The 13,767-nt window shown below is 60.2% G+C and carries 10 protein-coding genes; 2 read left to right on the forward strand and 8 right to left on the reverse strand.

Annotation, left to right across the window (positions count from 1 at the left end; translation table 11 throughout):
* The first annotated feature begins 37 nt into the window (after window positions 1-37).
* On the forward strand, window positions 38-832 hold the full coding sequence (locus tag OP10G_RS13750) for a hypothetical protein (RefSeq protein ID WP_025225303.1): 795 nt from the start codon (window positions 38-40) through the stop codon (window positions 830-832).
* A gap of 51 nt (window positions 833-883) precedes the next feature.
* Here OP10G_RS13750 and OP10G_RS13755 read toward each other — a convergent pair whose 3' ends face one another.
* The 6 genes from OP10G_RS13755 to OP10G_RS13780 all read right to left on the reverse strand — a co-directional run bounded on the left by OP10G_RS13755 (window position 884) and on the right by OP10G_RS13780 (window position 10,629).
* A complete protein-coding gene (locus OP10G_RS13755; protein ID WP_227624927.1) occupies window positions 884-2,260 on the reverse strand; it encodes an FAD-binding oxidoreductase in 1,377 nt (458 codons plus the stop codon).
* Window positions 2,261-2,707: 447 nt separating this feature from the next.
* Window positions 2,708-3,697, reverse strand: coding sequence for a glycoside hydrolase family 5 protein (locus OP10G_RS13760; RefSeq protein ID WP_025225301.1), 990 nt, complete (start codon window positions 3,695-3,697; stop codon window positions 2,708-2,710).
* Window positions 3,698-3,700: 3 nt separating this feature from the next.
* Window positions 3,701-4,534, reverse strand: coding sequence for a carbohydrate ABC transporter permease (locus OP10G_RS13765; protein WP_025225300.1), 834 nt, complete (start codon window positions 4,532-4,534; stop codon window positions 3,701-3,703).
* The gene (locus tag OP10G_RS13770; protein ID WP_025225299.1) at window positions 4,531-7,005 is read right to left on the reverse strand and encodes an extracellular solute-binding protein; all 2,475 of its coding nucleotides are present in this window, start codon (window positions 7,003-7,005) and stop codon (window positions 4,531-4,533) included. Before OP10G_RS13770 ends, OP10G_RS13765 begins: the two co-directional genes overlap by 4 nt.
* A gap of 22 nt (window positions 7,006-7,027) precedes the next feature.
* Window positions 7,028-9,442: a glycoside hydrolase family 2 protein gene (locus tag OP10G_RS13775; protein ID WP_025225298.1), complete on the reverse strand. Its 2,415-nt coding sequence runs from the start codon at window positions 9,440-9,442 to the stop codon at window positions 7,028-7,030.
* A gap of 2 nt (window positions 9,443-9,444) precedes the next feature.
* A complete protein-coding gene (locus OP10G_RS13780; protein WP_025225297.1) occupies window positions 9,445-10,629 on the reverse strand; it encodes a GntR family transcriptional regulator in 1,185 nt (394 codons plus the stop codon).
* Between the two features lie 176 nt (window positions 10,630-10,805).
* On the opposite strand from OP10G_RS13780, the gene OP10G_RS13785 reads away from it, so the two are divergent.
* Window positions 10,806-12,179, forward strand: coding sequence for a glycosyl hydrolase (locus OP10G_RS13785; RefSeq protein ID WP_025225296.1), 1,374 nt, complete (start codon window positions 10,806-10,808; stop codon window positions 12,177-12,179).
* Window positions 12,180-12,749: 570 nt separating this feature from the next.
* On the opposite strand, the gene OP10G_RS13790 is transcribed toward OP10G_RS13785, so the two are convergent.
* Window positions 12,750-12,953 carry a hypothetical protein gene (locus OP10G_RS13790; protein WP_025225295.1) on the reverse strand — a complete coding sequence of 68 codons (204 nt, stop codon included), beginning with the start codon at window positions 12,951-12,953 and terminating at the stop codon, window positions 12,750-12,752.
* Between the two features lie 8 nt (window positions 12,954-12,961).
* The gene (locus OP10G_RS24695; protein ID WP_025225294.1) at window positions 12,962-13,762 is read right to left on the reverse strand and encodes a prepilin-type N-terminal cleavage/methylation domain-containing protein; all 801 of its coding nucleotides are present in this window, start codon (window positions 13,760-13,762) and stop codon (window positions 12,962-12,964) included.
* Window positions 13,763-13,767 lie beyond the last annotated feature (5 nt).

The following is a 13,767-nucleotide window of genomic DNA, read 5'->3' on the forward strand; positions in this document are numbered from 1 at the left end:
ATAATAGGAAAGCGGCCTACCCGCACAGGATTGCGTTATGTTGAACAAGAATTCTATTACTAGGTTTGTGGCCCTGGGGCTAATCATTGCTGCGATCGGCTGCGGCGGAAGCGGCGGCGGCGTCCAATTACAGGGGCCACCCCCTGGCGGAGTGAACTTCGCGGGCCACGACACCAACGCGGACACCCCGACCTCCTCGGCGGTCGTTCCTCCTGCGGGCGGCACGACGGTCACTACGACTTCGAACGGTACTGTAACCGTGCCGTCAGGTGTGCCTGACACTAACATCACCCCGGCGGATACTCTCGCGATCATTCCGATCAATACCGGCTTCTTGGGCGCCGTCCCGGCAGGGTCGCAGTTGATCGTCAACGGAACCGCCAACTCCGGCGCGTTCGTCAACACGAACGGCCTTCTGGCGCAGAGCGTCGGACTGCCTGTCACCGAGGCGGGTACGGACTACACGCTCGAATTTCCAGATGCGGACCTGAATACGAACCGTGTTCTCACCGTCCACCACACGATCTTCTCGGGCAAGTTCTATCTTCAGCTTAACCCGCTTCGGATCATCTCTCCGGTTCCGGTCGACCTCGTTGGACGAATCCCGAACAACGGCCAGAACGCGGCTGGTTCGGTCGTCACTGCTCTGTTCGGCCCGGGTAACAATGGCCGATCTGCCCGCTTGTTCATCGATTACGGCAATGGGTTTGCGCTCGACAAGACCGTTACCATCGCGAACAATCGTGCTGTATTCGCCAATATTCAACACGACAACTCAAACGTTCCGGTCACCGGTGTCGAGACGCTTGCGTTCATCATCGGCGACCTCTAAGGCTCGTCAAAAAGCCCGTCCCGGATTCTCCGGGACGGGCTTTTTTTGTTGTTAGGCAAGACCGACACTGCTGAATCGGAACCGGTTCTCCGGGTCGATAGACCGCTTGATACTCGTCAACCGCTCGAACGATGGTTGGTTGAACACCGCCCGCACCGACGCTGCCTCCACGTCCCCCTCTCCCACAAAGTTGAGTGGACCACGGCACAGTGTGTGGGGCGCGATCGCATCGATGACGTGGTTTGCGTGCTCTCTCATCGCTTCCGCAGGGACGAACGGATTCGGCACCCCCAAGAAGTAGATCAGGTACTTCGCTTCCCGGCGGCAGCCAACCGGGGTTTCGTCGTGAGCTACCCGCGCCATTGCCCCGCCGAGGTGCCGAAGCTGGATGTTCACCTGTGGAGAACGCTCCACCGGACCAATCGCTCCAAGCAGGCGGGAGATCATCTGCGGCGTCATTTCCGTTAGAAGCACGCCCCGGCCGGTCGCCGGCAAAGGGTCGATCGGGTCGTTGTAGACTCGGGCGGACTCCGCGTAAGGGAATTCGCCCCACATATCGAGGATCGGCTGGCCAAGCTCTCGCATCGGCTGTACATGTGCCTGGGCGTTCTGAAGATCGCCGCAAACGCAGGCGTTAATATTGATCACCGCCTTTCCGCGAAGCGGCTCGGGGACGATCGGGAGCGGCGGGAGGTTCATGAGCTGAATGCAAGAGCTCACCTCCTCTGGCAAATCGGCCGTCCATTTGGCGTAGGCGTTGTAGATCTCCTCCACGTTCTCAGCCGGATAGATGGTGGCGCCGCCGTAGACCATCGGCTGTGGAACCAGCTCCATTTCGATCTCGACGATCACGCCAAACGCTCCCCCTCCGCCTCGGATGGCCCAGAACAGGTCCGTGTTCTCCTTGTCGGTTGCCCGAACGAGCTCCCCTTCGGGAGTGACGATCGTGGCGCCGCGGACGCTGTCGATCGCAAGTCCGTGCTTGCGGATCATAAGGCCGAAGCCGCCGCCCAGCGTGTATCCCACCACCCCGACATGCGGCGCGGAGCCCGATAGCGGGGCGAGCCCGTGCGGCTGCGCGACCGCGAAGACGTGTTTGAACTGAGCGCCGCCCCCGATCTTCGCGATCCTCGTCTTCGGATCGACGGCTACGGAGCTCATCTGCCGCGTGAGGATCAACACTCCCTTGTCGCACCCTCGTGGCAATCCGTGGCCGGTGGTCATCACCCCGATCGGCAATCCGGCATTCTTGGCGAACCGCACTGCGGCCTGGACGTCTTCCGCATCTATAGCATCGACCACCACGAGCGGATGCTGGACAATCGCCAGATTCCATCCTTGCCGCGCCCCGTCGTACCCTTCGTCTCCGGGCACGTAAACCGCCCCTTTCACCCGGTCCCGCAGATCCTGCGACCGAGTGATTTTCATCTCGATAACCTGATTTCCTTCTTGCATCGTTCCTCGTCTTCCCTTGGCTCCCGTTCCGTAGTCGGGAGCACAAAGAGTGTGTCTAGAGGCAAACCCCACCAATCGCCGATTCGGACTTTGGACCCTTCACAATGCGGCGCAAGGTTGGCCCAAAAGCCGGGCTCCTGGGTCATCTCTCCCCAGTTTCCGGATGCGGCACTGTCTTCCAGCCCAATGCCATGCAGTTTTTGTGTCGGCTGCCCATATAGACTGGGGTGGCTTGCCACCGCTTTCCATTAGCGAGCCTGCGAGCGCGGAACCGAGTCTCTATGGATCCCGATTCTATGGCATCGTCTGAAGGAAAACGGCGGCAAATCTTGCCCCCTCAACAAAATACTGGTTAGCGCTCGGCCCTGTTCACACGAGCAGGATGGTCGTGGGGTTCATCGGCTGGGAGCCGATGCTACGTTACACGCGGGCTTCCATCACGAGCTTAAACAAATCGATGTCGACGTTGTAGCCGTCGATCTGCTCGTAGCGGGCGCCGGGGCGGCCGTGGTCGACGATGCCGAACGGGCCGTCGAAATTCCAGAAGGAGAATCCCCAGCTGTACTCGTGCCAGAGGGAGAAGAGGTCGGCGAACCAGCGGAGGGCGACGTCGTTCGGGGTTTGGTTGTAGCAGCCGAACTCGCCCATGTGGATGCGCACCCCCATCCGCTCGACGTCGCGCCAGGTCTCGAATAGCTCGCGTAGCGTCTCCTTGTCCCAGATCTTGCCTTCCCACGGCGTACCTGGATAGATCGGCTCGGGCAACGACATTCCAGGTCCCCACCACGATGCGTGGTAGTGGCTGACCGGCATCGGCTGGTAGCCTCGCCCGCTATGGACCACTCCAAGGTCCGCCAGCTCCGGCATCGCGTAGTGCCCGCCTCCAATGCCGTCGAGCACAATCTCCCGGTCGGGATCGATGGCGCGGATGGCCCCCACCGTCCGCCGCATCACCCGCTGGTGGATATCGCGCGTGAACCCGTACTCTCCCTCGTTCGGCGGCTCGTTCAAGAGGTCGAAGCTTAGCTGGCTACTCGGAACCCCTTTGTATCGCCGGGCGAAGGTCTCCCAAAGGTGGACGAAAGCGTCCTGGGCGATCTCGTCCTTCCAAAGATTATGTCGCTCTAGATCGTTACGGTTAATACAGTATCCCGGAGCCCGATGGACGTTGAGCGACATGTGCAGCCCGCGAGAGCGCAATGCCTCCAGATAACCATCAAGATGCTCAAAGACCGGCTCATCGAGGTTGAAATAGTCGAAGTCGTGTGTCCACTGACGATAGTCGGTCGGAATACGAACGAAGTTGAACCCGTTATGAACCAAAAAATCCAACGCCTTCTCGTCCGCCGGAAGGGGAGGTCTATCGGGAGACCAGGTGTACATCCAAAGAAAATTAAAGCCGTAGAACATTGTCTATCCCTCCTTAAGGCCACTACTCGCGAGGCTCTGGACGATCTGGCGTTGGAAGATGAAGAAGAGGATCAGCACGGGGAGGATGGAGATCATGGCGCCGGCCATTTGCATGTTATCCTTACCGGGGAAGCGACCTTGGAGCATCGCTACCACCAAAGGGAGGGTGAATTTCTTCTCGTCGAGCAGAATGATCAACGGCCCGAGGAACGAGTTCCAGGAACCTAGAAAGGACATGATGCCGAGGGTGGCCAGTAACGGCTTCGAAAGCGGCAACACGATCTGGAAGAAGATACGCCACTCGCCACTCCCCTCGATCTTTGCGCACTCGATCAAGGAGTCCGGGATCTTTTCCATGAATTGGCGGGCAAGGAAAACTCCGAAGGCGCCCGCCAAGCCAGGAATGATGAGCGGCAGCCACGTATCGAGCCACCCGAAGTCGCGAAGCAGGAGGAAACTCGGAACGAGCAACACGCTCCCAGGGATCATCATCGTGGCGAGCAGGACCATGAAGATGGCCTCCTTGCCAGGAAACCGGTGTTTGGCAAACGCGTAACCGGCCAAAGTGCAGAGCAGCATGGTGCCGCCGGTAGCGAAAATACCGATTACAAAGCTGTTCCAAGTCGCACCGACGACCAAGTGCGAGGGGTCGTTCAGAAGGTCGACGTATGGCTGGACGGTCGGCTTCTTTACGAGCATGCTCATGCCCGGCTCGGCGATCTCGTTCATCGATTTAAACGAGGTGATGAGCATGTAGTAGAACGGGAGCGCCAACACAATCGCCCCAAAGGCCAGCAAAGTGTAGACGATCCACATCTCTCGCCTGGGTGCTTTCATGAACGTGCCTCCGCACGGCGGTAGAAGAACGCCTGAGCGGCGGTGAGGAGCAAGATCACCGCAAATAGCACGTAAGCGATGGCGGCCGATTTGCCCATTTCATAGGTCTCGAAGGCGGTATGAAAGATCAAAGGTACGACCGTAAGCGCGGAGTCGTTCGGCCCGAATCTCGCGCCGGCATCCCCGCTCTTTCCGGCCAAGGTATAGATCACCTCGAAAACCTGAAACGAACCGATGAGGCCTAGTACTGTGACGAAGAACAATTGCGGACGGATGCCCGGTAACGCGATATGCCAAAACCGCCGGCTGGTCCCCGCGCCGTCGATCTCGGCCGCTTCATAAAGGGCATCGGGCACCTGCTGGAGTCCGGCAAGGAATACCAGGATGGTGAACGCCAGCCCTTGCCAAATCGCGAGAATGATGACGCAGTCGAGAAAGTAGTGCTCGGAGGTAAGGAACTGAATCGGGTCCTTGACCAGGTGCAACTTCATCAATAACGCGTTTAGCCACCCCTGGGGACCGCCGAGGAAAAGCTGGCCGAAGATCAGCGCAATCGACACCACGCTGGTGACCAGCGGCGAGAAGTACAGGAAGCGCCAAAATCGCTGCCCCTTCAACTTATAGTTCAGCAGGTAGGCGCACACCAGCGAAATCACAATGCCCACCGGCATCGAGAAAAGCGCGTAAACGATGGTGCGCCCAAAGCTGGCGGTTAGGTCGCCGGAATGGACGATCGTTTTGTAATTTTCGGTCCCCACCCAGGCTGCGGTCGAGAGCGGCAGCACGGGATGGTAGTCCGTCATCGAGAGAAAGAGGGCGACGACCGCCGGAACGAACACGAAGACGATGGCCAGGACGAGCGGAGTGGCGACGAAGAGATAGGAGATCGCGTGCTTGCGGTATTTAGGGCGCCCTACGACCAGGGCCGTGAGTCCAAACAGCACCGCCGCCGCGGCCCACTTAACGTAGTCGAGAATGTTCGTTTGCCTCTCGAGCTGCGGCAGACGATCGATAATGTCTCCGTACCGAGCCTGATAGCGGGCAGTTTCGGAGCGCAGCAGTTCAAGGGCCTTGGGAGCGATCTCTCCGTATCCCTTCTTAAGCTGGGCGGCGATGTCCTGCTCTAACGCGGCGTGCTCATCGGTAAATTTCCCCGCTCCGAACGCCCGGATCAGCTCCGATCGCGACATCCCCTTTTGTCGGGCGAGCCCATCGAGGTGGTCCAGGATGTATGTGCCCATTTGGTCGAGCAGGTTCGACTCCAACCGGTTCGCCTCGGTCGATCCGTGGATCGGCTCGACGGTCGCGAACGAAGGGTAGACCGAGCGAAGGACGTCGAAAAGCTTTCGGCTCGAAGCCAGGGACGGCTGGTTCCAAAACGATTCGGCTTCGTTCGACCACATCGATTTCGGCGAGGGGAGCGGCATTCCCAGATCGGTCGAGCGCTGCAGGTGCATCAGCACCATCTTTTCCTGAACCGGGTTTGAAAGGAGGTAGCGCATCCAAGCCATCGCTTCCCGTTTCATCTTCGATTTTCGAAAGATGACGTACGAAGTGCCGCCCATAACGTTGTACGGCCTCCCGTCGTCCGCCTTGGGCCAGGGAGCGATGTCCCACTTTCCGTCTAGCTCCGGCACATCGTGGTGGATGCCGCTGAAGTTGGTGTGGAGTTCCAACATCAGTGGGATCGCTTCGCCGGGGTTGTCCGACCGGAACATGCCGACGACGCGGCTGCCCAGATCCTTCCCCGGCGAGTTGTGCATGTGCCAAAGGCGGAGCGCCTCCATCACCGCTTCTTGGTACTTGGGATTTTCCCAGTTCACCGTCAGCGTGCCGTCCGGCTTTCGCTGGAGTCCCGGGAGCCCGTACGGCATTGTGTACAGGCCGATCGCCCACTGGGCGCCGTTCGTGAATCCGAAGTAGTACTGGTAGCCGTTCGCCTCGAGGGTTCCGATCGTCTTATTCAGCTCCGACCAGGTTTGCGGCGCCCGCAGGCCGAGCTTCTTAAAGATATCGGTTCGGTAATAGGTGACCAGCGTCGAGAGATCGCATGGGATCCCGTACAGCTTCCCGCCGACACCGAACATCTCCAGCAGCTTTGGGTCGAACTGCTTTTCGAGCTCCTTCGCCTCTTCAGGAAAGTCGGCCAGCAGGTCGACGAGCCCGCCGACGGTTCCGTAGTCGAATGGCCCTCCCAGGTTGGTCACCCCGATATCCGGCGGAAGGCCGGCCGCCATCGCGGTGAAGTACTTCATCTGGAAGTTTCCCCACGCGATCGGTGTCACTTCCACGTGAACGTTGTTTGCTCGTTCGAAGTCGCGAGCGATCGACCGGTACATTTCCACGTCGAGCACGCTGCCGGTGACCGCCCAAAACTTGAGGGTCCGCTGTGCCGGAGCCTGCGCCAAGAGGAGAAGCAAAAAGACGAAGAAGCTTGAGAGCCGGCGGTAGAACCTGGGCGACTTTTCCATGACGTCTCGGCTCCGTTGCCGCTTAATCCATCGATATCTCGTGCTCGCCGGCCAAGGATCTCGCTCTCAACCGAACCGGCCTAGAAGCCAGGTTGTAGATCACCGCGGTATTTGCGGCAGTCATCGCTTCCCAGCCCTCTTCGCAGTCTATACGGTTCCTCACGGCAAACAGGTCGTCATCGTCCCACACCACCAGATCGGCCACGAATCCGCCGACCTCGACCGATAGTTCTTCGCTGGCTCTTGCCGTCAATCGGACCGGTTTCAGTTGAAGATCTTTAGGCTCGCAGAGCCAGGCCCAGCGTTCGCTTCCGTCTTGCCCGGCGATCGCCGCCCGGATCGCGGTGCGGTTCCTCGTGAATCGAGCAATCGCGATCGAAAGCTTTGCCCGGCCCCCCGGGCAGACGGTAACTGGAAAAGCTCCCAGCGGGGTTCGCTCGCCGGTGAGGGTGTCGAATGCATCGACGGTAGCGTTTCCGTCGAACGGCTCCGGGCCCTCGTGAGCGACATAAAGCTCGGCGTCCGACTCTCCGACGGCTAGCGAGAGCATCGTCGGTGCGTACAGCCGCCGCAGTTCGTGCCCCGCGGGTTTAAGAAGTCTTGAATAGTCCTCGACCGCCCAACTCTGCACCGGCCAGCAATCGTTCATCTGCCAAATCAGCGTTCCCCGGCAAAGCTCGTTTCGCCGGAAATATTCGATGCCGTGCCGGAGCGCATCGCGCTGGTTGAGCTGCGAGATGTACGTCCAATTTTCCAACGTTTGTGGCTCCGGGTAGTGCAGCCCGGCGTAACCCCGGAAAACCTCCGGCGTTTTCCCGGTCTTGTTATGCCACCAAGCAACTTCCGAGTCGACTTCCGACCCCGCGCCGATCTGCCGCCAAGCGTCTAACGATGGCGAAGAGGCAAAGCCGAACTCGGAGGAGAAACGGGTCTGAGAATCGGAGTAGTGGACCCAGTCCCCTCGCCCGTGCCACACGTCCCAGTAGTGGGCATCGCCCCAATTTTCCTCGGTAAGCCCGGGAACCTCTTCTTCCGGCTCCACCGCCGTAGGGCTGGTTCTTATGTAGTCGTGGGCCGGATCGAGCTCCTCGACTACGTCTCGTAGCACCTCCGAGTAGATCTCCTCGCCGAAGTACCTGGGCGGAGCCAGCTCCGCGCCGCCCCATTTGCCCAGCCACAACGCCTCGTTTTCGTTGTTCCCGCACCAAAGCGCTAGGCTCGCGCGATCGCGCAAGCGCAGGACTTGCTCCGTCGCTTCTTTGCGGACGATCTCCTTCTCAGCCGCTCCGTCCGGATAGTAGCTGCACGCGAACGGAAAATCTTGCCAGACCAAGATCCCGCGCAGGTCGCATTCGTCGTAGAACGCCTCGGACTCATAAAATCCTCCGCCCCACACCCGCAGCATGTTCAGCCCAAGCCCTTTGTAACGGGCGATCTGGGTGGAAATGTCGCATGGGCAGATGCGGGAAGGGAACGAGTCGTTCGGAATCCAGTTCGCCCCCCGGGCGTAGATTCGCCGTCCGTTGACTTCGAATTCGAACGAGCGCCCGTGGTCGTCCCGCTCCCGAAGGAGCCGCGCGGTTCGAAACCCGATCTGCTTCTCGACTCGATGCCCCGTGTCCATCGTGGCGATGGCCGGATAAAGGGTTTGCGCTCCCTCGCCGTTCGGCCACCACAGTTCGGGCGCGAGCTCGAACTCCAACGGGTCGCCGCCCGATCGGGTTTGATCGCCGAAGGCGACTGCCAGCCTCCCTTCTCCTTCAATCTCCGGTTCGGCGACGACGCGAAACCTGCCAGATGAGAGTCGCTCCTGCAGATAGCTGATCCGTCGGATCCGCCCCCGGAACTCGAGAAGCTTGACCGGCTGCCAGATGCCGCACGACACCAGCCTAGGGCCCCAATCCCATCCGGACATGTATTGGGCTTTACGAACGAATGCTCGCTCGTCGAACCACTGGGTTTTCCAGTCGATGCCGTTGGCATCGAAATATTCCCGCCGGCGTCCCTGCCCGACCTTGACCGCCGACTCGAAGTCGATCCGTAGCTCGTTCTTCCCACGTTGGAGCCGCGATGTCACGTCGATCTCCAGCGGCACAAACATATTGTCGTGACGGGCGACCGACTCTCCATTTAGGAACACCTCGCAAACCGTGTCCAGCCCCTCGAATCGAAGCACGCGGATCGGGTGATCCGGAGAAGGAGTCCACTCGAAGGTGGTCTCGTACGACCAGCGCCGCTCATCTACCCAGGCAACTCCAGGCTCGTGCATCGCGATGAACGGGTCCGGAATGATTCCGTGACGCACCAGGTCGAGATGCACGCAACCGGGGACCTCCGCTTCTCGAAAACCGACCCGCTGAAGCTGCGGTTGGTGGTAGTCGGGCGCCTCGTCGAGGCAGCGGAAGCGCCAGCCGGAATCAAGTGATCGAGTACGCATGGCTACTTCAGAATCGAATCGGTCGCGCTATCGCCCTGGACATCCCAGCGAGAGGTGTATTGATATCGGGATCGGGGAACCGGTAGGTCGCCACCAAAGCCGCTGAGCCGCTCCGGAGCCGGCGTCCACGCTTCGCGAGGAGCTCCGCACAAACCGCGAACGATAAGCCGGTGCGGCACGATGCGCGTACGAGCCGGTTGATTCGGGTTCGCGATGCGGTCCAATAGCAGGCGGAACGCTTCGTCGGCCATCGAATCCCAATCGAACGCGATCGCGGTAAGCCCTACGCCGTCCACCGTAAGGTCGATATCGTCGCCGAGGGCGGTCACCTTGAGGTCGTGCGGAAGGGAAAGCCCACACCGTAGGGCTGCCTCGACGGCGGGCGGAACGAGGAAATCCTGAAGGACGAGTAGGCCGTCGGGCCGGTCCGGTTTTCGCAACCTGGATTCGAGCGGATAAGGGTCGGGGTCGGTCGTGCCACTTGTCATGCAGAAGACGAAGTCCCTCGGTTGAGGTTGTAGTCCGTGCGCGAACATCGCCCGCATGTACCCACGGAACCGCTGGTGAGTGATCTCCAGCGCGTCCATCATCCCGGTTACCGCGATGCGCCGGCAACCTTGGGCAATGAGCCTCGTAGTCGCATCGGCGGCGGCCGTTTCGTGGTCGAAGGTCACGAGGTCCGTTTCCGCCCCTTCCAGACGGTGGTCCAGCGACACGATCGGCAGTTGGCCGGCGGCTCTCGAGATGAATTCGTTATCTGGAAACGAGCGGTAGGGCCACACGATAGCGCCGGAGAAGTCGTTATCCAGCGCAGTCTGGAGCGCGTATTCGGTTGGATACTCGACGCTGCCGCCGAGGTGAACCAGGTACATCCCTTCGTCGCGAAGCCGCTCGGCGAACCGCATCCCCATCACCCGGAGCACATACGAGCCGGAATCGATGAGGGCGACGTTGCCGGTGCGACGGGATAGATTCGCCCGCCCCGCGACCACGCCTCGGTTGGGCACGCTTTGGGCGTACCCCGATTCGACCAGATGGGCCAACGCGCGGCGAACCGTGCTCCGGCTGGCTTCGAATTCACCCTGGAGCTCTCGCTCCGTCGGCAGCAGGGAGCCGGACTCGACCGTCCCCGCATCGATCCGTTTCCGCAATTCCGCGGCGATTCGTTGGTAACTGTTGCGCAGCATAAACCGCTAACATTCTATATCGATGATTTGAATATTGCGAGACAAATTGTATGCAACGCAAAAACCCCGTAGCGTCGGAGCCCCGCCGATGAACGTTCCAGCTGCCGAACCCAGATCCGACGGTGAGATACAAATTGTTTACGAGATTTTTCGGTAGTCTGAAGCCGGTGACATCGATGCTGACGCTCGCCCTACTTCTCGGAATCCAGACGCCCCGTATCTCCATCCGCCTCGAGGCGGAGAACGGAACCTTGAGCGGACCGGTCCAAGAGGCGCTCGGGACCGGGTATTCCGGGACCGGCTACGTCACCGGCTTCACCCATGGCAGCGACTGGGTGACCTGGCGCTACCCGGCGCATCCCGGGATCTACGACGTGGCCATCGGGTATCGGGCCGGAAGCCAGAAGGGGTTCGACCTTCGCGTGAACGGACACTCTCAGACCGGAATGTTTGCTGCCACCGGTGAGCGGTTCGGCGTCGCGGAAGCCGGGAAAGTCGAGCTCGTGGAGGGGGACAACGAAATTGCCCTCGGCAAAGGATGGGGATATTACGACATCGACTACATCGAGCTCCGCCCATCCAAACCATTTCCCGCGCCCAAGAGACCGCCGCTTCGACTGAGCGACCCACTTGCCTCGCCCCATACCCGCGACCTGATGCGCCGGCTAATCGGCGCGTACGGACGCCGGACGTTTACCGGCCAGTACGAGCTGCCAGATTCGGACTTCGTGCGCACAAAGGTCGGAGTTACCCCCGCGATCATTGGCGGTGACTTCATGACATATTCGCCTTCGCGCGCGGAGCACGGCGAGAAACCGAGCGGCATCACCGAGACCTTGATCGACGAGGCAAAGAAAGGCTCGATCGTTACCCTCTCGTGGCATTGGAACGCTCCCGTCGGCCTTCTCGATAAGAAATACAAAGATGCTCAGGGCCGAGAGATCGATGCGAGCTGGTACAAGGGGTTCTACACCAACGCCTCCACGTTTGACGTGGCGAAGGCGATGGCCGACCCCGCTTCCGAGGAGCGTCGTCTGCTCCTTCGCGACATCGACGTCATTGCCGTCGAACTAAAGAAGTTCGCCGCCCTCGACATCCCGGTTCTCTGGCGGCCGCTGCACGAAGCCGAGGGCGGATGGTTCTGGTGGGGAGCCAAAGGCGCCGAGCCGACTAAACAGTTGTGGCGCCTGCTGCGTGAGCAGCTTATCGGCAAGCACGGCCTGCACAACCTGATCTGGGTCTACAACTCGGTGAACCCGAGTTGGTATCCCGGTGACGACGCCGTCGATATCATGGCGATCGACCGTTATCCGGGCGACCGCACCGACCCGCTAACCGGCGATTGGTCCGATCTTCAACGTCGATTCGACGGCAAGAAGCTCCTCGCCATCGCCGAATTCCCCGGCGCCCCCGACATCGAGCGGATGCACCGCTTCGGCGCCCGATGGTCCTTCTTCGTCTCTTGGGTGGGTGACCTGGGAGCAAGAGGTACCGACCCCGCCCTGCTGGAGCGGACCTACAAGTCAAAAAGGGCCGTTAACCGTAAGTAGCATCGGCTCCCAGCCGATGCTACGACTAGACTTCCTTCGCCTGGGAAGTTGATCCCAATCGCCTTTTTCCGCCTTCTCCGCGCGACTACCGGCGAACGCGCCGGAGCGGGTGCCTAGCGGATTCACCGAACTGCTACTTAAATTGTTGCACGAGTATGCAAGAAACGTGTCAAAAACGATTTGAACGTCGCCCTCGGAGTTCCGGTTTCCATGGGTCTGGAATTTCGTATCTCGGACCGCCTCTCTCGCCACCATCCGGTCCGGATGGTTATCTCTGCGCTGCCCTGCTGAAACACGGAAGCCACTGAAAAATGCTTTCGGGTGAGGTGTTTTTGCGCAGTCGAGCGCAATGAATTCGAAAAATGTAATTCAAACCAACAAGGATGGATTTTGAACGAACCTAATTGCCTTCACAACCGTTCTTGCATGGAAGGATCAGGGAAGGCGAGTTAAACTGCGCGATTTTCTGACGAGAGGTCCTAAGGCTAACGGCCGATGGGTGCACAAACATAGCTTGCCCGCAGATCGGAAACGATCTGCGGGCTTATTTTTGCGTTCGATTTCTTGGCGTTACTTGGACGGAGGAGGAGCGATCCCCGGTCCGCGGGCCCCCGCGGGAGGGCCTCCTGGTTGCCCAGGACCCTTCCATCCCGCCGGCGGGGCCGACTTCTTCCAGTCCTGCGGTTTGTCGCCGAACTCTTCCTTCTTTTCCGAGCATCCGCCCAGGCCGGCGAGGGCGGCAACGACGACGAACAGCGTGAAGAAGCGCTTCATTTACATTCTCAGTAGTCGCGGAGCGAGTCCCACATCTTGGTGAACTTATGCGAGATGGCGCCCCCGGCGCCCGGCGCCCCCATGTCGACGGTCTGGGACGGCTTCATCGCCTTGGCATGCCCATCGACGAACGAGAAAACCGACTGGCCGGAATAGGTGTCGTCGATGAGCCCCTTATAAGTGGGGTCAGGCTTGCCCCACGGGTCCGGTTTTTGTCCCGGTAGCACCACGCCCATGTCGGTGCCGTCGGCGATCGTGATGATGCCGTCCCACGGGGAAAACGCTCCTTCGAGAGTGGTCTGCCAAGATCCGGGAGCGACCTTCGTTCGGGTGCAGAACATGATCGTTTCGGCCGGTTTGGTCACCGCGGTTCCGCTTCGAGGGTTCATTTCGAACCAGCTTCGGCTCGCGTTGATCACGCCTCGGAATTCCCAACCGTTGCCCCAACCCAGGATTCCGTTGGCCCAATAGCTGTAACGCGGGCCGGTGCCGTCGACGATCGCATGGGTATCGCTCGGGTCGCGCAGCATGTCCATGTTCTTCATGTACGGCTGCACGTGAACGGTCCAGGTCATCTGCCAGCCCCAGCCGTTATCCGGACCGGGCTCGCCGTTTGCCACAAATACGTCGTCGCTGTCGTTGTTGTACATCAGCGTCGCCAGGGCAACCTGTTTGATGTTCGACAGAGATTGGGTCTTCTTGGCCGCGGCCTTCGCCTGCGCGAAGACGGGGAAGAGGATGGCGGCCAAGATCGCGATGATTGCGATGACGACGAGAAGCTCGATGAGCGTAAAGGCCTTTTGCTTCATTGCAG

Source organism: Fimbriimonas ginsengisoli Gsoil 348, from assembly GCF_000724625.1.
Taxonomy (GTDB): domain Bacteria; phylum Armatimonadota; class Fimbriimonadia; order Fimbriimonadales; family Fimbriimonadaceae; genus Fimbriimonas; species Fimbriimonas ginsengisoli.

What these genes read in the sequence shown, in the direction of transcription:
- OP10G_RS13750 (WP_025225303.1), top strand. Translation starts at nt 38, where the DNA reads ATGTTGAACAAGAATTCTATTACTAGGTTTGTGGCCCTGGGGCTAATC.
- OP10G_RS13755 (WP_227624927.1), bottom strand. Translation starts at nt 2,260, where the DNA reads ATGAAAATCACTCGGTCGCAGGATCTGCGGGACCGGGTGAAAGGGGCG.
- OP10G_RS13760 (WP_025225301.1), bottom strand. Translation starts at nt 3,697, where the DNA reads ATGTTCTACGGCTTTAATTTTCTTTGGATGTACACCTGGTCTCCCGAT.
- OP10G_RS13765 (WP_025225300.1), bottom strand. Translation starts at nt 4,534, where the DNA reads ATGAAAGCACCCAGGCGAGAGATGTGGATCGTCTACACTTTGCTGGCC.
- OP10G_RS13770 (WP_025225299.1), bottom strand. Translation starts at nt 7,005, where the DNA reads ATGGAAAAGTCGCCCAGGTTCTACCGCCGGCTCTCAAGCTTCTTCGTC.
- OP10G_RS13775 (WP_025225298.1), bottom strand. Translation starts at nt 9,442, where the DNA reads ATGCGTACTCGATCACTTGATTCCGGCTGGCGCTTCCGCTGCCTCGAC.
- OP10G_RS13780 (WP_025225297.1), bottom strand. Translation starts at nt 10,629, where the DNA reads ATGCTGCGCAACAGTTACCAACGAATCGCCGCGGAATTGCGGAAACGG.
- OP10G_RS13785 (WP_025225296.1), top strand. Translation starts at nt 10,806, where the DNA reads ATGCTGACGCTCGCCCTACTTCTCGGAATCCAGACGCCCCGTATCTCC.
- OP10G_RS13790 (WP_025225295.1), bottom strand. Translation starts at nt 12,953, where the DNA reads ATGAAGCGCTTCTTCACGCTGTTCGTCGTCGTTGCCGCCCTCGCCGGC.
- OP10G_RS24695 (WP_025225294.1), bottom strand. Translation starts at nt 13,762, where the DNA reads ATGAAGCAAAAGGCCTTTACGCTCATCGAGCTTCTCGTCGTCATCGCA.